This is a genomic window from Sphingomonas sp. GW821-FHT09B04 (assembly GCF_059418285.1).
Genome location: NZ_JBWKPO010000004.1, coordinates 508524 through 525895 on the forward strand (window position 1 = coordinate 508524; position 17372 = coordinate 525895).

A 17372-nucleotide genomic window follows, 5' to 3' on the forward strand; every position below is an offset into this window, starting at 1 on the left:
CTTTAACTCCATCTACACCCTCAAGGTGGAATATCCCGCGATTGCCAGGGGTGGGAGCTTTGCCGGCATGGCGCTGGATCTCGACAACAACAACGAACTCAAGGGCGCAGCGCCGGGCACCGACCTGATCACCGGGGCGATCAGCGTCGCCGCGATCCTGATGTTCGTCGGCACCGGCAGCTCGGTGCTCTCCAAGACGCTGAAACATTATTTCGAAGGCGGCGCGCCCGCGGACCGCACGCTGGTGATCGCGCTGCTGCTCAACGTCGCGCTGATCCTGTTCGGCTGGCGCCGCCACACCGCATTGCGCCACGAAGTCCGCATCCGCGCCGCCGCGGAAGAGCGCGCACACATATTGGCGAGTCGCGATCCGCTGACCGGATTCCTCAACCGTCGCAGCCTGAACGAGGAAGGCGCCGCGATGTTCGTGCGCGCGAACCACCGGCGCAAGGCGATGGCGCTGATGATCGTCGATCTCGATCACTTCAAGACGGTCAACGACATGCACGGGCACGCCGTGGGTGACGCGCTGCTGCGTGCCGTCGCGGGCGAGATCGCCACCGCAATGCCCCCGGTCGCCCTCACCGCACGGCTGGGCGGCGACGAATTCGCATGCGGCTTTCTGTTCGACCCCGCTCATCCCGAAACGGTTGAGCGGATCGCCGAACGGCTGGTCGCGCGCCTTTCCCAACCGATCGAGGCGGACGGATTCCGGCTCCACATCAGCTGTTCGGTCGGCGTCGCGCGATCGGACTTCGACTGCCAGAGCATCGATGCGTTGCTGCGCTCGGCCGATATCGCGATGTATGTCGCGAAGAAATCGGGCCGCAATTGCTATGCTTGGTTCGACCAGTCGATGGAACGCGAGCTGCAGACGCGCAACGAGCTCGAGTCCGGGCTGCGTTCCGCGATCCCGCGCGGCGAGATCGTCCCCTATTTCGAGCAGCAGATCGATCTCGCCAGCGGCAAACTCTATGGCTTCGAGGTATTGGCACGCTGGGAGCACCCGACGCGCGGGCTGATCAGCCCCGACCTGTTCATCCCGATCGCCGAAGAAACCGGCATGATCGCCGAGATGTCGCTGTCGATCATGCATCAGGCCTTTACCGCGGCGCGCGACTGGGATCCGTCGCTAAACCTCTCAGTCAACATCTCGCCCTGGCAGTTGCGCGACGCATGGCTGGCGCAGAAGATCATCAAGGTGCTGACCGAGACCGGTTTTCCCGCCAGCCGGCTGGAGCTGGAAATCACCGAGAGCGCGCTGTTCGAGAATCTCGCGCTCGCCCAGTCGATCGTCGGCAGCCTCAAAAACCAGGGCGCCAGCCTCGCGCTCGACGATTTCGGGACAGGCTATTCGTCGCTGGCGCATCTGCGCGCCCTGCCTTTCGACCGGATCAAGATCGACAAGAGCTTCGTCATCTCGCTGAACGAGAGCGCGGATTCCGCCGCGATCGTCAACGCGATCGTCAGCCTTGGCGAGAGCCTCAACCTGCCGATCACCGCCGAGGGCGTCGAGGACGCGGCGATCGAAGCGCGGGTCAAAGCGCTGGGCTGCGCCAAGGCGCAGGGCTGGTATTATGGCAAGCCGCTATCGGTTGCGGGCGCACGGCGGCTGCTCGCGGAAAAGCGTATGCTGGTGCCGAATGGCCAACAGATGCCGGCCGCCACCGTCGTGCCGATCGTGCCGGACACCGAGCGGCGCGCCGGTTGATACCCCTTCTCCTTCGCACGAGAGCGATCTAGTATCGCGCGCTACAGGAAAGGAAGTCAGCGATGGCAGTCGACCGGCGTGTGATACTGCTGACACTGGCGGGCGGCGCAGGCGGTCTGCTCGCGATCCGCAGCCTCACCGCGCAACCGCTGGAGCCACAGCGGACAGCGCGAGCCGATCTCTATAATTGCGAGGGATGCGAAGCCGTTGGCGAGCGCCCGCGAACCGCGCAAGCAGCCATTGTGCAGCTCGCCGGCCCCGGCGAACCGGGCGAGCGGATGACCCTGACTGGCCGGGTGCTGGCCGCCGACGGCGCGACGCCTGCCGCCGGGGTCGTCATCTATGCCCACCACACCAACCATGTCGGCCTCTATGCCAACGGATCGAACGAGACGGTCTGGAGCCGCCGCCATGGCCGGTTGCGCGGCTGGGCCGTCACCGGGGCGGACGGGCGCTATACCTTCCGCACGATCAAGCCGGCGGTTTATCCCGACCGGTCGATGCCGGCGCATGTTCATCTGTTCGTGGGTGAGCCCGGACGTCGTCCCTATTATATCGACGATGTCGTGTTCGACGGCGAGTTCGGGGTGACCGCAGCCTATCGCAAGGCGTGCGAACTGCGCGGCGGGAACGGGATCATCAAGCTGTCGCGGACCGGCGATGGCGTGCTGCTGGCACGGCGCGATATCCGGCTGGAGCCGCACCCGGTCTGATCGCCAGACGCGCTCACCAACCCGCGTCGGGACGTTTCAGATATTCGAGTTCAGCGGGCGTGGATGTCCGCCCCAGCGCAGCATTGCGGCTGGGGAAGCGATCGAACTGCTCGATCACGACCGCGTGCTCCATCGCAAAGCGCAAATTCTCGGGCTGGCCCAGCGCGGTGAACTTGCGCAGGCTTAGTCGCTGCGCCTCAGGGTGCTCGGCATGCATCAGCGGCATGTAGAGGAACGCCGCGCGTTCGGGCGGCATGTCATCGTCCCAATGTTTGCCGATCGCTTCCAGCGTCAGCGAGAGCGCCAGCGTGTCGGCGGCATAGGCCTGCCCCGAGCCGCGATGGATATTGCGGCTGAACTGGTCGAGCACGATCACGGCGGCGAGCAGGCATTCGGGGGCGTCGCGCCAGCCCGCCGCGCCACTAGCCATCAACAGATCGTGCAAGGCTGCAAAGCGGGTTCGGATCGTCGCGTCGAGCGCGTCGTCCTTCGCGAAATGCTGTTCGGGAGTCAGTTCGTCGAACCAGAAGGCGAGCACGTCCCGCGCCTCCGCATGGACTTCGCCGTCCGCCAGCCCTAGATCGCCGCTCATGTCGTCCTCCATTGCCGGACCAGAGGTAATCAGCCTGGGTTGCAGGCTCAACCTTGCTGAGAGCGAAACGATCCGGGCGCTGCTTGGGTCCGGGGACGTCGTCGTCGTCAACAGTTGCGCGGTGACCAACGAGGCGGTGCGCCAGACCCGGAAGGCAATCCGTCAGGCGCGGCGCGCGCGTCCGGACGCGCAGCTCGTGGTGACCGGCTGCGCAGCGCAGATCGATCCCAAAAGCTTTGGCGACATGCCTGAGGTGGACCGGGTGATCGGCAATGCCCAGAAGCTGATCCCCGCTTCATGGGCCTCAGACGAAGCGGCGCTGGTTCAGGACATCATGGCGGTGCGCCAGACCGCGCCGCACCTTGCCGCGAGCTTTTCCGCGCATGCCCGCGCCTTTGTCGAGGTGCAGAACGGGTGCGACCATCGCTGTACCTTCTGCGCGATCCCCTTTGGCCGCGGCAACAGCCGGTCAGTGCCTGCCGGCGCGGTGGTGGAGCGGATTCAGACGCTGGTCGCGGCGGGACATCGCGAGGTCGTGCTGACCGGGGTGGATCTGACGAGCTACGGCCCCGACCTGCCGGGGGCGCCCACACTGGGGATGCTGGTCGAGCGGGTGCTGGCGCATACCGGCGTCGAACGGTTGCGCCTCTCTTCGCTCGACGGGATCGAGATCGACGGCCGGCTGTTCGCACTGCTGGCACAAGACAGGCGGGTTATGCCGCATGTCCACCTGTCGCTTCAGGCGGGCGACGATATGGTTCTCAAACGCATGAAGCGGCGGCATTCGCGCGTCCAGTCGGTGGAACTGGTTGCCCGGCTCAAGGCGGCGCGACCCGAAATCGCGATCGGTGCAGACTTGATCGCCGGCTTCCCGACCGAGGATGAAGCGATGTTCGCCAATACGCGGGCGCTGATCGACGATTGCGACATCGTGCACGCGCATATCTTCCCCTACTCGCCTCGCGACGGCACACCCGCGGCGCGGATGCCACAGGTGGCGCCGGGCGTTGCGAAGGCCCGCGCGGCGGCGCTGCGGGAGCGGGCGTCCGCGCGGCGGGCGGCGTGGCTGGACTCGCTGGTCGGGACACCGCAGTCGATTCTGGTGGAAAGACCGGGCGACCGCGGGCATGCGGGCAACTTCGCGGAAGTGCTGCTTCCGCAACAGGAAGTCGGGACAATCGCAAACGTGAAGATCGAACGGGTACAGGACGGCAAGCTGATCGGGGCGGCAGCATGAGCGGACCTTCGTGGCGCGAGCGGCTGCTCGGCGGGTTCAAGAAGACGTCGGACAAGCTGGTCGGCAACCTTGCCGGTCTCGGCGCGGCGCGGCTCGACGACGCGACGCTCGACGAGATCGAGGAAGCGCTGATCGCCAGCGACCTTGGCCCCGGCACCGCGGCGCGCATCCGCGACCGGCTGGCCGACGGCCAGTTCGAGCGCGGTATGGAGGATCTGGGTATACGTCTGGTCGTTGCCGAGGAGATCGAGAAGACGCTGGTGCCGGTCGCGCAGCCGCTGACCACCGACAAGGCACGCCCGCAGGTGATCCTGGTGATCGGCGTCAACGGATCGGGCAAGACCACGACCATCGCCAAGCTCGCCGCGATCCTCAAGGATCAGGGCCTGAAGGTCATGCTCGCAGCGGGCGATACGTTCCGTGCGGCCGCAATCGGGCAGCTGCGCACCTGGGCCGAACGCGTTGGTGTGCCGATCATAGCGGGCGCTGAGGGCGGCGACGCGGCGGGGATCGCATTCGAGGCCTTGAAGCAGGCGACCGACCAGCGTGCCGATGTGCTGATCGTCGACACCGCTGGGCGGTTGCAGAACAAGCGCGAGTTGATGGACGAGCTGGCGAAGATCCGCCGTGTGCTCGGCCGCATCGACCCGGGCGCACCGCACGACGTCCTGCTCGTGCTCGACGCAACGACAGGGCAGAATGCGCTCAGCCAGATCGAGGTGTTCAAGGAGATCGCTGGCGTCACCGGCATCGTCATGACCAAGCTCGACGGGACCGCGCGCGGTGGCGTGCTGGTCGCGGCGGCAGAGAAATTCGGTCTGCCAATCCACGCGATCGGCGTCGGCGAGAAGGTCGACGATTTGCGCGGCTTCGACCCCAATGAAGTCGCCCGGATCATCGCTGGGGTCGAGACGTTCACCAAAAGCTAGACATCCCTTCGGGCCGACCGCGGACTTGATCCGGGGAAGCCCGCTCCCGCAACTTGCCCTTCGACAAGCTCAGGGCGAACGGTAAAGTGAGTGCATGACCGCGACCGAGACCAAACCCGCAAAACCCGCGCCCGGGCTGCGCATGCTGATCGATTTCGGTCCGCTCGCAGTATTCTTTGCCGTCAACAGCCTGATGGGCGGGCCGCAGCTCGCGCGAATGATGGCGGCGACCGCAGCATTCATGGTCGCGATTTTCATCGCGATCGGCATTTCGCTTTGGAAGACAAAGCACGTCTCGCCGATGCTCTGGATCTCCGGCGCGCTGGTGCTGGTGTTCGGCGGACTGACGCTTTGGTTCCATGACGAGACCTTCATCAAGGTGAAACCGACCATCGTCTATTCGATGTTCGCGGCGGTGCTCGCTTATGGCCTGATCACGAAGAAGCCGCTGCTCCAGATGCTGCTGGAAAGCGCCTATCCCGGCCTCACCGCCAAGGGCTGGCGGCTTCTGACGATCAACTGGACGGTGTTCTTCGTCGCGATGGCGGTGCTGAACGAGGCCGTCTGGCGCACGCAGAGCTGGGACTTCTGGGTCGGATTCAAGTTGTGGGGCGTGGTGCCGCTGACGCTGATCTTCGCGATGGGCAATATCCCGATGCTGCTGCGCCATGGCCTGACCACCGACGGCGAGATCGTCGACAAGGCGCTGCCGCCGGAGCAGTGAGCCTCCAGGCCAGACAAGAAAAAAGGGCCGCGGTTCGGGTGAACCGCGGCCCTTTTCGTTTGTACCGTCGGGCGATCAGCCGTTCTGGTCGGCCCGGCTCACGCCCTCGCCATCGAGGTTCGCTGCGACGAAGTCCCAGTCGATGATCTTGGTGATCGCGTCGAGATAGCCCGGGCGCGCGTTGCGGTAATCGATGTAATAGGCGTGCTCCCACACATCGATCGTCAGCAGCGGCTTATAGTCATAGACGACAGGCGTGTCGGCGTCATGGAGCGAGGTCACCTTGAGCTCGTCGCCGTCGAGCACCAGCCAGCCCCAGCCGTTGGAGAAGTGGTTGGTCGCCTCAGCGATCAGCTTCTTCACCAGCTCTTCCTTCGAACCGAAGGTCTTCTCGATCAGCTCGGCCAGCTTGCCGGTCGGTTCCTTGGGCTCAGGCGTCAGGCCGAACCAGTAGAAGCTATGGTTCCAGATCTGCGCCGAGTTGTTGAAGAGCGCCTTGTCGCCGGTGTCCTTGGCATGCTTGATGACCTCGGAGAGTTTCTTCCCCTCAAGGCCCTTGTCTGCGACGAAGCCGTTGGTCTTGTCGACATAGGCCTTGTGGTGCTTGCCATAGTGGAAATCGAGCGTCTCGGCCGAGATGGTCGGCGCAAGCGCATCCTTGGCATAGGGCAGCGTGGGAAGTTCAAAAGCCATGGGGAAGACCCTCCTTGTTTTATGTCGCGCCCGCCTAACGCATCAGCGGGGGCTTCGCCGCACAAATTTTTCTCGATACGCCATCGAAATGGGCGATCAGTGATTTTGATCGGCAGGCGCTTTCGCGTCTTGGCGGCACCGGCCCGCTCCCCCACCCTGCCACCCAGCGCCAATATTCTATGGGTGGCCGGGTGGGGGAACCGGCCGGTGGCCGGACTCAATCAGCTCGGAAGCCATGCCCAGATCGGGTTGGCGGGGTCCGACAGCAGCTTTACCGTAAGCGCAATCGACATGAGGACGAGCAGCGGACGCACCCCCTTCCCCCCGAACCGCATCGCCAGCCGCGCGCCGATCTGATTGCCGACGACATTGGCGGCGGCCATGCCGAAGCCGATCATCCACAATACCTTGCCCCCCGCGATCATCGCCATCAGACCGGCGACATTGGTGGCGAAGTTGAGGAACTTGGCGTTGGCAATCGCGCGGACGAGGCCAAGCCCGGCGAGCGCGACCATCATCGTCGTCAGGAACGATCCGGCGCCCGGCCCGAAAAAGCCGTCATAAAAGCCCAACACCACCGACACTGCAGTAAGCCCCACGCTGCCCAGCCGGGCGTGACGGTCGGCCTCCCCCATTGGTGGGGCGAGCAGGAAGTAGATCGCCATCAGGATCAGCAGTATCGGCACGAAGGCGGTCAGGAATCCGGGATCGACCCGCTGGACAGTGAAAGCCCCTGCGGCGGAGCCGAGGAATGCACCGGCGGCGGGCATTGCAAACCGGCGCAGGTCGAGATGCCCGCCGCGCCAATAGGCAATGCAGGCCGAAGCGGTGCCGAACGCGCTCTGGAGCTTGTTGGTCGCGATTGCCGCGACGGGCGGGACGCCTACTGCCATCAGCGCCGGGATCGTCAACAGCCCGCCGCCACCCGCCATGGCATCGATCGTGCCCGCGACGAACGCGACGGCGAGGAGGAAGGCGATGATCTCGGTGCTGAACTCCATCCGGGGGGCGATAGGCTGCCCTCCCCCCGCCTGGCAACCGGCTAACCCCCGGCGTTCAACAACTCATGCCGCTTCAACGCATGACGGAGCTGATCGTAGCTCAGGCCCAGCGCCTCAGCGGTTGAACGCTGGTTGAAGCGATTCTCGGACAATGCCCGGCTCAGCAACTCACGCTCGAAGCGGTTGACGCGACTCTTAAAGTCGCCGGCCAGATCGTCGTCGCGCTGCGGCAGCGGTCCCGGCTCCTCAGTCGTGAGCTGCACCGGAGCAGCATTCCCGGGAATGCCGTGCGGCATCGGCGCGGGACGATAGGGCGAGGCGAAGGGGTCGATCTGGATCGCGTCGACCGGTCCATAGCCGTCCCAGCGATAGACCGCGCGCTCGACCACGTTGCGCAGCTCGCGGACGTTGCCGGGCCAGCTATGGTTGGTCAGCGCGTCGAGCGCGGTGGGGCCGAACCCCTCCCAATCCTTGCCGATCTCCGACGACATGCGCCTGCCGAAGAATTCGGCGAGGACGAGGATGTCTCCCGCGCGTGCGCGCAGCGGCGGCAGCGTCACCACCTCAAAGCTCAGACGATCGAGCAGATCGGCGCGGAAGGTGCCGCGCTCCACCCGCTCGGGCAAATGCTCGTTGGTCGCGGCAACGATACGGACATCGACCGTCATTGGCCGCGATGCGCCGATCCGCGTGATCTCGCCATATTCGACGGCCCGGAGCAGCCGGTCCTGCGCGGCCATGCTGAGCGTGCCGAGCTCGTCGAGGAACAGCGTGCCGCCATCGGCCTCTTCGAAGCGACCCGCGCGCGATTTCGTGGCGCCGGTGAAAGAACCCGATTCATGCCCGAACAGCTCGGCTTCGATCAGCGTCTCGGGAAGCGCGGCGCAGTTCATCACCACCAGCGGCTGATCCCAGCGCGGCGACAGACGATGAAGGCGTTCGGCGACCAGCTCCTTGCCAGTCCCGCGCTCGCCGATCACCAGCACCGGCCGGTCGAGCGCCGCCGCACGCGAGGCAAGCTCGAGCGCGTCGAGAAATGCGCCGGATTGGCCAATGACCTGGGTCGTACGCTCCATGTCCGAACCTTTGGGGTATTTTCCCAACACTTGGCAAGGGGACAATTTTCAACTACGCCCAAATCGCGCGAAAAATGGCGGAATTCAGCCAGTTTTCGAACTTGGCACGCACCCTGCTATATTCCCGTCATGCCGCAACAAGCGGCCAACAAATCAAGGGACGGAACGACAATGTACAAGGGCAAAAACAGCTTTCGCACCACGATGGCGGCGCTAGTCTGCACCCTGGTCGTGAGCACCACCTGCCTCGCCAGTGTAGTCGGCCCCGCCGCCACCGCGACGGCGGAGATTTCCACTCAAGCGTCGGCTAAGACCTACGCCTGAGCGGTCCCGCCGGGCGGGTACCCCTAGCCCGCCCGGCGGCACGAAGTTTCAAGGAGCAAGTTGAAGATGGGCATTTTCTCTCGCACCCGCGATATCATCGCAGCCAACATGACCGACCTTCTCGACAAGGCGGAAGATCCGGCAAAGATGATCCGCATGATCATCCTCGAAATGGAGGAGACTCTGGTCGAGGTACGCGCCAGCGCGGCGCGCACCATCGCCGACCAGAAGGAGATGCGGCGCCACATCGCAAAGCTGGAGAACCTGCAGTCGAGCTGGACCGAGAAGGCCGAACTGGCGCTGAGCAAGGACCGCGAAGACCTGGCCAAGGCCGCGCTGGTGGAGCGTCAGAAGGCGTTCGACATGTGCGACCAGCTGGGCGCAGAGATCGGAGTGCTGGACGATGCGCTGCGCGCCTCGGAAGAGGACATTTCCAAGCTGCAGACCAAGCTGCGCGATGCCCGTGCCCGCCAGAACGCGATCATGACCCGGCTCGAAAGCGCCAACAACCGCGTCAAGCTGCGCGAGATGACCAACGGCTCGAAGGTGAGCGAGGCGTTCAGCCGCTTCGATCTGCTCGAGCGCCGCGTCGACTTTGCCGAGGGCCGCGCCGATGCGCTGGCACTGGGCGCGCCGAGGAAGACGCTGGAGGAGGAAATCGCCGAGCTGCAGTCGACCGAGAAGGTCGATGCCGAGTTGGCCGCGCTCAAGGCGCGCCTGCACAAGGAGGGCTGAGACGATGGACAACCTCATCCCCGCCGTCGCCATCATTACGCCGCTGATCGGTCTGCCGTGGTTGATCCTGCACTATGTCACCAAGTGGAAGCAGGCGAAGACGCTGACCGGCGAAGACGAAAACCTGCTGGATGAGCTGCACTATACGGCGCGCCGGCTCGAGGATCGCCTCATGACGATCGAGCGAATCATCGCCGCCGACAACCCCGAGTTCCGCCTGCGCGGCCACGACGCGCCGACAGTCCGCGAGCTCCCCGACTATGAACGCGCACGGAGGAACTGAGATGTCTGCAAGCCGCACGCAACTCTATCGCGACAAGGTCAACGGCAAGTGGCTGGGCGTCTGCGAAGGTCTTGGCGAGTATACCGGGGTCGATCCGCTTTGGATCCGGCTTGGCTTCCTGACGACATTCTTCGTCACCTCCGGTGCCGTGTTTTTCGTCTATATCGGACTGGCGATGGTCACGTCGCCGAAACCGAACGGTCTCTACCAGAACGACGAGGATGTGAAGTTCTGGCAGGGCGTGCGGGCCAATCCGCGCCGCTCGACCCAGGAAGTCCGCTCCAAGCTGCGCGATATCGACCGCCGCATGGCTGACATCGAGACCTTCTATACGAGCCGCAACACGCAGCTCGCCGACGAGATCGAACGCCTGCGCTAAGCCGCGGCGTCTAACGGGAGGGAATGAACCATGAGCTGGAGTGGACCGGGCTTCGTCATCGCCATCATCGCGATCTCGACCTTGGGCTGGCTCGTATCGACCTGGATCCGTGCCAAGCATGGCTATCCGATCGAGAATGAGTGGAGCGGGATGACCAACAAGGCCGACCCCGCCGCCGAACGCAAGATCGAGTTGCTGACGAACGAGAATGAGCGGCTGACGGGCCAGATCGGCCGGCTGGAGGAGCGGATCGCAGTGCTGGAACGCATCGCTACCGACCCCGCCGAACGCACCGCCCGCGAAATCGACTCGCTTCGCTGACACCATAAGAACGCAAGGAACGCACGATGGACCCTCAGTTTCTCCAGCCCTTCTTCCCGCTCGTCGCCGTCATGGGCGTTCTGGGCATCTCGGGATGGGTTCTCACCACCTGGCTGCGCATCAAGCACGGCTACCCGCTCGAGGGCGGCTGGGGCCAGGCGATCTACCCCAAGAAGAACGATGAGGCGATGGAACGGATCAAGCTGCTGACGGGCGAGAACGCCCAGCTTCGTGCGGAGCTCGGTTCGATCAAGGACCGTCTGGCGAATGTCGAACGCATCGTCACAGACGGCAGTGTAGCGCTGGATCGCGAGATCGAAGCGCTCCGCGTCATCAAGAACTAATAGGGTCCACGAATATGCCGACCAGCCTGCTCATCTTCTTCATGATCGTCGTGGGCATCCCGGTAATCGGCGGGATCGGCTCCGAAATGTTCAAGCGCTGGCTCAAGCACAAAGAGAAGATGAGCGAGGCGCTCAACGCCCAGACCGCCGAGAAGGCCGCGCAATATGCGGCGCATACCGAGCGGCTGGAGCAGCGGGTGCGGGTGCTGGAGCGGATTGCGACCGACAAGGGTCTGGACCTCTCCGATGAGATCGAACGGCTGCGCGACCAGCGGCCGGTAAACTGAACCAACCCCCGGGTATTAGGGAGTAAGAGCAATGTTGATCGGGTTCTTCGCGGTACTGGGAGTGATCGGCGCGATCGGCGTCACGCTCTCCGAGATGCGCGATCGCCCCGTCCGCCGCGCCGAGAAGGCGGCGCGCGAACAGGCGAACGCAACGAGCTGAAACGACGCCGGAGCAACGGCGCGAAAGCCAAAGGAGGCTTTGAATGAATCCCTTTGAGATGGTGATCATGATCGTGCTGATCGTGACGATCGGCGGCATTGTCCGGGCAAAACTGGGCGTGCGAAAGGACAAGTGGGGCAACGAGCACCACGTCAGGGACGGCGCCAACACCGCCGAAGCGCGCCGTCTTCAGGATGAGGTACGCACGCTCAAGGACCGGATTTCCGTCCTCGAACGGGTGATCACCGACAATCACAGTGCCAGCGACCTTGATCGCGAGATCGAGAAGCTGCGCGACGGCCGAAACTGAACCAAACGCGTCTGATGGAGGGCGTGATGAGTGATCCCAATTTCTACCTGATCATCGCGACTGCGGCTCTGACGGGCCTGGCCATGGTCACCGCGGCAAGCCTCGCAGGATGGCGCGGCTGGCTGTCGCTCAAGCAACAGGAGCTGAGCATGGCCCATGCCGGCGACAGCCACCAGCCGGTTCCGACCAACGCGGGCGCGCGGATCGAGATCGCCGATCTCAAGGAGCGGATCCGCAAGCTCGAAGCGATCGCCGCAGGCGTCGATCTGTAGTGCGTAACCGGGAGCGCCCCTGCGGCGCTCCCGGTTACCGAGCGACGCGCTGCTTCTGAAGGAAGCGCACGGCATCTGCTTGGAGGCGAGCCTGCACATCATCCTCGAACTGGCCATGGCCTCCGCCAGGCACAATGTGGAATTCAGACGGAACCCCGGCGCGGTCCAACGCTTCCTTCAACCGCTTCGATGACTGGATCGGCACCACATCGTCCGCGTCGCCATGCACGATGAACACCGGTGGCTGCCCCTTATGCACCAGCGTCACCGGCGACATCCGCGCCGCGAGAGCAGCGGCATCCGGCCCCTCCCCGATCCATTTGGTGATCGACGGACTGTGCCACGCGCCAACCGATTCAGGGCGCAGGTCGCTTGGTCCATAGAAATCAACGATCGCCGCCGCGCGCGGCACGGGGCCACAGGCTGGCAGATCGATGTCAGACTTGCCCCCCATCATCCCCGCCAGCAGCGCCAGATGCGCGCCAGCGCTGCTTCCCATCACTACGACCTTGCGCGGATCTAATTGATATCGGCTGGCCTCGCGCGCGACCCAAGCCATTGCGCAGCGTGCGTCCTGAACTGCGGCGGGCGCCCGCGCCGTGCCCGACAGGCGATATTGCACGCTAACCACAGCATAGCCCGCCTCAACGAAGCGCCGGAAGCCGGTCCAGCTCTTCGGGCGCTCACCACGCGCCCAGCCGCCGCCGTGCAGGAAGACAATCACCGGCGCCCGCCCCTTTCCGGTCGGCCGATGCAGATCGAGATGCACCGGGCCGGTAGGGTGAGTCGCATAGACGATGTCAGTGGTACTTGTGACCGGCAGGGACGCTGCTGTCGGGGTTTGCGCGAAAGCTGTACCGGGCAGCGCGAACATGAGAGCCAATGCCGTCAGTCCCGATCGCCGCCAGCTTCCCGTCATTACGCGCTCCTCTGCCTGTCGGCGCGCACAATGCCGGGCTGGCACAGGGACGCAACCCCGCTATAGGCGCGACCATGTCGAACCTTGACGATATCCGCGACGAATATGCGTTTTTGGATGCCGACGATCGCTATCGCCTGCTGATCGACCTCGGCCGCGCGCTCGAACCGATGCCCGACGCGCTCAAGACCGATGCGACGCTGGTCCGCGGCTGCTCGGCGGCGGTGTGGGTCTATCCGACGGTGCGCGACGACGGCGCGCTCCACTTCCTTGCAGACAGCAACGCCGCGATCACCAAGGGGATCATCGCGCTGGTGCTGCTCGCGGTCCAGGATCGCAGTCCGGCGGATATCCTTGCGACAAACATCGAGGAGGTGCTGACGCCGTTCGACCTGCGCAACCAGCTCAGCTCGAACCGGACGCAAGGCATCCCCAACATGATCGCATTGATCCGCGCGACTGCCGAGCGCTACGCCTAGGGTTCGAGCCCGGCCGCGCGCGCCACCTCATCGAGATCCGCGCCCTCGGGCACGATCAGCCATTCGCGGCTCGCGGAGGCATTGACCATCGTCACCGCACCGCGCGGGCAGACCCCCAGGCATTTGACGTCAACGACGCCTGCACCAGCCTTGCGCCCCTTCTTCAGGCCGAGATGCTTGCGCAATGCCTTGCCAAGCGGCTGCTTACCCTTGGGGCCGAAACCGCCGCCCAGCTTCGTCGAGCATTTGGCGCAGACCAGAACAGCGGCTGACCAGTTGGAGCGAATATGCGTCTTCAATCGGTCAAATCACTCAGGGCGCCACTGACGGCGCTCCTCGGCGGCGCGCAGCACTTCATACGCTGCCTGGATCGCCTGGAAACGCTTCGCCGCCTCGGCATCATTGGGACGGATGTCAGGGTGATTTTCTTTCGCCAGCCTACGCCACGCGCCGCGCACGCCTTCAAAGTCGGCATCAGGATCAAGCTCGAGCACGTCGAGCGCGCGCATCTCGTCGCGCGACCGGCTGCCGTCGCCCGGCCCTGCCCATCCATTGTGGCGGCTCGCGGTGAAGCCGTCGGCGGTGCGCCGTTCGTCTGCCTCGCGCTGAGCGGCCTCCTCCGCGGTCAGGCCTTCAAAATAGTTCCAGTTGCGGTTGTATTCGCCGGCGTGCGTCTCGCAGAAATACCAGCGCTCCGGACTGTTGGGCGATTTGGGCGCAGGGCGGTCGCCCGGCTCCTTGCACCCTTCACGATCGCACAGGCGGACGCGCACGGCATCGCGCTCGGACCCGTAGGGCCGCCAGCGGGGGAAGCCCCAGTCCATCGAACGTGTCGAACGCGCCATCGCCCGCCAGATAGGCGCGGCCGCCGCGGATTTCCAGCGTTGTGACGCCTCAATCGCAAAGCGCTGCTCCGGCGCTTGACGCCCCTGCCCGCCCCCTGTAGAGGCGCGCTTCCCCGCTTATACGGCCCCTTCGTCTAGCGGTTAGGACGTCGCCCTCTCACGGCGAAAACACGAGTTCGATTCTCGTAGGGGTCACCAGCTTTTTCAAGGGCTTAAGCGCAAAAATCAGTTGCGGCCAGCAACTGCTCCAATCTCCCAGCGAGTTGTAGAGCAGCTTAGAGATAAGCAATTTCGATTAGTGCGGCGCTATGACGGGCATTGCTGCGCATTCCCCGGAGAGTGAAGCACGAAGCCTTCAATCGATGAGGTGAGCAGATAGCGATGCCGTCCGCGGCGCCGATGGCACGAAGACCGCGAGCTTCATACCGGACACGCCGGACGCCGTCGCATCTCGGTATAGACAGATCTTCAGGAAGTACGTGGATGGCCAATTCGCCGTCAGTCCATTCTGGTTTCTTCTTTCCTTTCAGTCCCACGGCAGTGACAGCATATATGAACTCGGCGAGTCATCACGTCATCTATTCTCAAGCGATCTGAAATACGATCCAGGGAGAATCGCATGTACACTTTATTCGGAAGACTTGCGTGGTCGGAGCTGCTGGCGCGTCAACTGCCGAGTTTCCTGATTTCACTGATGGTTGCTGAGTTCTTCTACAAGTTTCACAGCTTCCTGCTGGAATGCCTCGCGTTTCTCGCGACGTGGTTCATCCTGGATGCGGCGATCGGGCTCGTTTCGCCAAAGCGGAAGGACACAACGCGTTCCGATCAAGCCTAGGAACTCCACGCCTTGTCTGTCGTGCATGCTTATGCTGAACGAAAGGTGCGAAGATGGGATGCTGCGGACCGGCGAACGCGCGGAGACAGCAGGTGGCGCTCAAGGGATGGCGCCGCGGCTGCATCCTCTGCAGGCTCTGGACGATATTGAAGAACCGCAAGACGCCCTATGGCGACCCTTGCGTGGTCGTCCCAGGCCACCTCATCCGCAAGCCCGATCCGTGCATCTACAGCCAGTTCATGCTGATGCAGCTCGGCCAACCCGTCACTTGGGACAATCCCGACGTCCGCATCTTCCTGAACGGGGTCGAGCAATATACCTACAATCTCGAAGTCGGCACCGACTATGACGTCGAGATCACGGTCCATAATGCGTCGCGCGACAAGCCGGCGCTGGGCACGCAGGTAGAAGTCCAGTGGATCGAGTTCGGCGCGGGCGCCCAAATCCGCCATCCCATCGCGACGGTGGCGGTCGACGTGCCGATCTGGCCTGGGACAGCGTCGATCACCGTGCCATGGCGCACGCCTGACCTCGCCGGCCATTACTGCATCGAAGTCGAGCTGGCGCATCCCGAAGATGGCAATCCCGCCAATAACCGCGGCTGGAACAACACCCAGGTCCATGCCTCCAATTCGCCGGTGACACGGCCGATCCGGATTTTCAACCAGCATCCGGGCGATTGCCCGCCGGTGCGCGAGGGCGGCGGACCAAAGCTCCGGCCGCACCGCGTGCTGCTCGGCTGGGGCGTGGTGGGCGCGATCGGCGCGCTGTTCCTCATCCATGGCGGCCATGACAGCGCCACCCACGTGAATGAAACGCCGCTGGTGCTGCGTTTCCTGGGCTTGCTCGCGCTCGGCTATACCATCGGCGCGGTCCTCGGCCTGTTCTTCGAATCCGCTTATGCCGCGATCGCGCGGCAACGCAACGCGGCGCGAGGGCGCGACGAGAAGCACGACCGGATCGACTGCCATCTCGTCGAGATCACCGTCGATTCCTATGTATTCGAGGACAAGATCGGCAAGGATTTTGATCCCGACGCGGCATTCGCCGGCCAGGCGCCGGTCTGGCCCGCCGAAGTCGATCCGCCGCTCTTCGCCTTCATGCCGGGAGAGGCGTTCCGCGATGTGCTGCTCAAGGTCGACGCGCCCGACGATCCGGGGCCGCCGGGCCAGTTCAACGTCAACGTGCGCCAAGGCGGTGTACCCACCGGCGGCGTGACCGTCACCGTGACGAGAGGAAGCTGACATGGCAGGATGCGACACAGCCTCCGAAGTCCCAGGCGTCGGCGACTATAATTCGGCCGCATGGCGCGTGCTGGCCTGGGTGCTCGGCGGCGGCGGCGCGTTCGCCGGCTATGTGATCATCGAGCTGATCCTTGCCGCCGGCTTCGCGTCACTCGGAACGGCGCTGGCGGCGATCGGCGTCGCGGCGCTGGCGGGCGCGGTGCTCGCCTTCTTCATCGGATGGGCGGTCAACTGGTTTGACCGGCTGCACGTCCAGGATCCGCGGACGATCACCCTCTCGGGCTGTGTCCAGTGCGCGGGCAAAAACACCGGCTATCCCCCGTTCAACGACAACGACTGGACCTTCAACATCGGCGAGCCGCGCTGGGCAGTGCTGGCGCCAATCGTCGCGGGGCTCGATCTCAACGAGATCCGCACACGCGACGCGCCGGGCAATGGTCCCGCAGAAAAGGTCATCGACCCCGCCTCGGGCCGGCCGATCCTGCATTGCGAGATCGGTTCGGCGATCGGCGACGCGGCGGCGGTCGGCGGCGCGATCGGCGCAACCGCGGGCGCGATCGCCGGTGCGGCGCTCGGCATCGCCGCCTGCGTGGCACTGGGCATCTTCACCTTCGGCATCGGCGCCGCGCTGTGCCTGCTGATCGTTGCGATCGCGGTGCTGGCAGGCGCTTTCGCGGGCGGCGTCGTCGGCAATTCGATTGGCGCCGGCATCGGCTGGATTATCGACGAGGCCAAAGATCTCGACGAGCAGGGCGAGGCGATCACCCAAGGCTGCATCATGAACCTGACCGGCCGCTGGGTCACCGATTCGAGCCATCAGCACAACGAGATCCACGATATCGAGAGCGCGCAGCTGATCGAATGCAACGATTGCCAGAACGATGCGACCGGATCGGCATCGTCGGGCCTGATCGCCGCGGTCGGCATCGGCCGCCACCCGACCGGTCGCGATCCTTGAA

Annotated in this window: 26 protein-coding genes and 1 tRNA gene; 20 read left to right on the forward strand and 7 right to left on the reverse strand. The window is 64.5% G+C overall.

Going from position 1 to position 17372, the window contains the following annotated elements; all coding sequences use genetic code 11:
• The first annotated feature begins 67 nt into the window (after nucleotides 1-67).
• On the forward strand, nucleotides 68-1711 hold the full coding sequence (locus AC07NK_RS15520; RefSeq protein WP_495171498.1) for a putative bifunctional diguanylate cyclase/phosphodiesterase: 1644 nt from the start codon (nucleotides 68-70) through the stop codon (nucleotides 1709-1711).
• 62 nt (nucleotides 1712-1773) lie between these two features.
• Nucleotides 1774-2424: a dioxygenase family protein gene (locus AC07NK_RS15525; protein ID WP_495171499.1), complete on the forward strand. Its 651-nt coding sequence runs from the start codon at nucleotides 1774-1776 to the stop codon at nucleotides 2422-2424.
• Between the two features lie 13 nt (nucleotides 2425-2437).
• On the opposite strand, the gene AC07NK_RS15530 is transcribed toward AC07NK_RS15525, so the two are convergent.
• A complete protein-coding gene (locus tag AC07NK_RS15530) occupies nucleotides 2438-3016 on the reverse strand; it encodes a DUF924 family protein (RefSeq protein WP_495171500.1) in 579 nt (192 codons plus the stop codon).
• Between AC07NK_RS15530 and mtaB the strand changes: the two genes are divergently transcribed.
• The 3 genes from mtaB to AC07NK_RS15545 all read left to right on the forward strand — a co-directional run bounded on the left by mtaB (nucleotide 3015) and on the right by AC07NK_RS15545 (nucleotide 5906).
• On the forward strand, nucleotides 3015-4253 hold the full coding sequence (gene mtaB / locus AC07NK_RS15535) for a tRNA (N(6)-L-threonylcarbamoyladenosine(37)-C(2))-methylthiotransferase MtaB (RefSeq protein ID WP_495171501.1): 1239 nt from the start codon (nucleotides 3015-3017) through the stop codon (nucleotides 4251-4253). The genes AC07NK_RS15530 and mtaB overlap by 2 nt on opposite strands.
• Nucleotides 4250-5182, forward strand: coding sequence for a signal recognition particle-docking protein FtsY (gene ftsY / locus AC07NK_RS15540; protein ID WP_495171502.1), 933 nt, complete (start codon nucleotides 4250-4252; stop codon nucleotides 5180-5182). Before mtaB ends, ftsY begins: the two co-directional genes overlap by 4 nt.
• A gap of 94 nt (nucleotides 5183-5276) precedes the next feature.
• Nucleotides 5277-5906 (forward strand): septation protein A, encoded by a 630-nt coding sequence (locus AC07NK_RS15545; RefSeq protein ID WP_495171503.1) that lies wholly within the window; start codon nucleotides 5277-5279, stop codon nucleotides 5904-5906.
• A 75-nt stretch (nucleotides 5907-5981) separates the two neighbouring features.
• On the opposite strand, the gene AC07NK_RS15550 is transcribed toward AC07NK_RS15545, so the two are convergent.
• The 3 genes from AC07NK_RS15550 to pspF all read right to left on the reverse strand — a co-directional run bounded on the left by AC07NK_RS15550 (nucleotide 5982) and on the right by pspF (nucleotide 8676).
• Entirely contained in the window at nucleotides 5982-6599 is a 618-nt protein-coding gene (locus tag AC07NK_RS15550; protein WP_495171504.1) for a superoxide dismutase, read from the reverse strand.
• A 221-nt stretch (nucleotides 6600-6820) separates the two neighbouring features.
• Nucleotides 6821-7600: a TSUP family transporter gene (locus AC07NK_RS15555; RefSeq protein WP_495171505.1), complete on the reverse strand. Its 780-nt coding sequence runs from the start codon at nucleotides 7598-7600 to the stop codon at nucleotides 6821-6823.
• A 41-nt stretch (nucleotides 7601-7641) separates the two neighbouring features.
• A complete protein-coding gene (gene pspF, locus AC07NK_RS15560) occupies nucleotides 7642-8676 on the reverse strand; it encodes a phage shock protein operon transcriptional activator (protein ID WP_495171506.1) in 1035 nt (344 codons plus the stop codon).
• Nucleotides 8677-8847: 171 nt separating this feature from the next.
• On the opposite strand from pspF, the gene AC07NK_RS15565 reads away from it, so the two are divergent.
• The 10 genes from AC07NK_RS15565 to AC07NK_RS15610 all read left to right on the forward strand — a co-directional run bounded on the left by AC07NK_RS15565 (nucleotide 8848) and on the right by AC07NK_RS15610 (nucleotide 12091).
• A complete protein-coding gene (locus AC07NK_RS15565; RefSeq protein ID WP_495171507.1) occupies nucleotides 8848-9000 on the forward strand; it encodes a hypothetical protein in 153 nt (50 codons plus the stop codon).
• Nucleotides 9001-9066: 66 nt separating this feature from the next.
• Nucleotides 9067-9735 carry a phage shock protein PspA gene (gene pspA, locus AC07NK_RS15570; RefSeq protein ID WP_495171508.1) on the forward strand — a complete coding sequence of 223 codons (669 nt, stop codon included), beginning with the start codon at nucleotides 9067-9069 and terminating at the stop codon, nucleotides 9733-9735.
• Between the two features lie 4 nt (nucleotides 9736-9739).
• Entirely contained in the window at nucleotides 9740-10018 is a 279-nt protein-coding gene (gene pspB, locus AC07NK_RS15575; RefSeq protein ID WP_495171509.1) for an envelope stress response membrane protein PspB, read from the forward strand.
• A gap of 1 nt (nucleotide 10019) precedes the next feature.
• Nucleotides 10020-10397 (forward strand): envelope stress response membrane protein PspC, encoded by a 378-nt coding sequence (gene pspC / locus AC07NK_RS15580; RefSeq protein ID WP_495171510.1) that lies wholly within the window; start codon nucleotides 10020-10022, stop codon nucleotides 10395-10397.
• Nucleotides 10398-10427: 30 nt separating this feature from the next.
• A complete protein-coding gene (locus AC07NK_RS15585) occupies nucleotides 10428-10718 on the forward strand; it encodes a hypothetical protein (protein ID WP_495171511.1) in 291 nt (96 codons plus the stop codon).
• Between the two features lie 26 nt (nucleotides 10719-10744).
• Nucleotides 10745-11062, forward strand: coding sequence for a hypothetical protein (locus AC07NK_RS15590; RefSeq protein WP_495171512.1), 318 nt, complete (start codon nucleotides 10745-10747; stop codon nucleotides 11060-11062).
• A 14-nt stretch (nucleotides 11063-11076) separates the two neighbouring features.
• Nucleotides 11077-11349, forward strand: coding sequence for a phage holin family protein (locus AC07NK_RS15595; protein WP_495171513.1), 273 nt, complete (start codon nucleotides 11077-11079; stop codon nucleotides 11347-11349).
• Nucleotides 11350-11380: 31 nt separating this feature from the next.
• Nucleotides 11381-11509: a hypothetical protein gene (locus AC07NK_RS15600; RefSeq protein ID WP_495171514.1), complete on the forward strand. Its 129-nt coding sequence runs from the start codon at nucleotides 11381-11383 to the stop codon at nucleotides 11507-11509.
• A gap of 43 nt (nucleotides 11510-11552) precedes the next feature.
• Complete coding sequence (locus AC07NK_RS15605; RefSeq protein WP_495171515.1) at nucleotides 11553-11819, forward strand: hypothetical protein; 267 nt, start codon at nucleotides 11553-11555, stop codon at nucleotides 11817-11819.
• Nucleotides 11820-11845: 26 nt separating this feature from the next.
• Nucleotides 11846-12091: a hypothetical protein gene (locus AC07NK_RS15610; RefSeq protein ID WP_495171516.1), complete on the forward strand. Its 246-nt coding sequence runs from the start codon at nucleotides 11846-11848 to the stop codon at nucleotides 12089-12091.
• A 34-nt stretch (nucleotides 12092-12125) separates the two neighbouring features.
• Here AC07NK_RS15610 and AC07NK_RS15615 read toward each other — a convergent pair whose 3' ends face one another.
• Nucleotides 12126-13010: an alpha/beta fold hydrolase gene (locus AC07NK_RS15615; RefSeq protein ID WP_495171517.1), complete on the reverse strand. Its 885-nt coding sequence runs from the start codon at nucleotides 13008-13010 to the stop codon at nucleotides 12126-12128.
• A 74-nt stretch (nucleotides 13011-13084) separates the two neighbouring features.
• Between AC07NK_RS15615 and AC07NK_RS15620 the strand changes: the two genes are divergently transcribed.
• A complete protein-coding gene (locus AC07NK_RS15620; RefSeq protein ID WP_495171518.1) occupies nucleotides 13085-13489 on the forward strand; it encodes a SufE family protein in 405 nt (134 codons plus the stop codon).
• On the opposite strand, the gene AC07NK_RS15625 is transcribed toward AC07NK_RS15620, so the two are convergent.
• Complete coding sequence (locus AC07NK_RS15625) at nucleotides 13486-13788, reverse strand: (2Fe-2S) ferredoxin domain-containing protein (RefSeq protein WP_495171519.1); 303 nt, start codon at nucleotides 13786-13788, stop codon at nucleotides 13486-13488. The genes AC07NK_RS15620 and AC07NK_RS15625 overlap by 4 nt on opposite strands.
• 9 nt (nucleotides 13789-13797) lie before the next feature.
• On the reverse strand, nucleotides 13798-14334 hold the full coding sequence (locus AC07NK_RS15630) for a J domain-containing protein (protein ID WP_495171520.1): 537 nt from the start codon (nucleotides 14332-14334) through the stop codon (nucleotides 13798-13800).
• Between the two features lie 123 nt (nucleotides 14335-14457).
• Between AC07NK_RS15630 and AC07NK_RS15635 the strand changes: the two genes are divergently transcribed.
• The 4 genes from AC07NK_RS15635 (at nucleotide 14458) to AC07NK_RS15650 (ending at nucleotide 17371) form a co-directional block, all read left to right on the forward strand.
• Nucleotides 14458-14532 (forward strand) — tRNA-Glu (locus AC07NK_RS15635).
• A gap of 421 nt (nucleotides 14533-14953) precedes the next feature.
• Nucleotides 14954-15169 carry a hypothetical protein gene (locus tag AC07NK_RS15640; RefSeq protein WP_495171521.1) on the forward strand — a complete coding sequence of 72 codons (216 nt, stop codon included), beginning with the start codon at nucleotides 14954-14956 and terminating at the stop codon, nucleotides 15167-15169.
• Between the two features lie 92 nt (nucleotides 15170-15261).
• On the forward strand, nucleotides 15262-16413 hold the full coding sequence (locus AC07NK_RS15645; RefSeq protein ID WP_495171522.1) for a hypothetical protein: 1152 nt from the start codon (nucleotides 15262-15264) through the stop codon (nucleotides 16411-16413).
• A 1-nt stretch (nucleotide 16414) separates the two neighbouring features.
• Nucleotides 16415-17371 (forward strand): hypothetical protein, encoded by a 957-nt coding sequence (locus AC07NK_RS15650; protein WP_495171523.1) that lies wholly within the window; start codon nucleotides 16415-16417, stop codon nucleotides 17369-17371.
• Nucleotide 17372 lies beyond the last annotated feature (1 nt).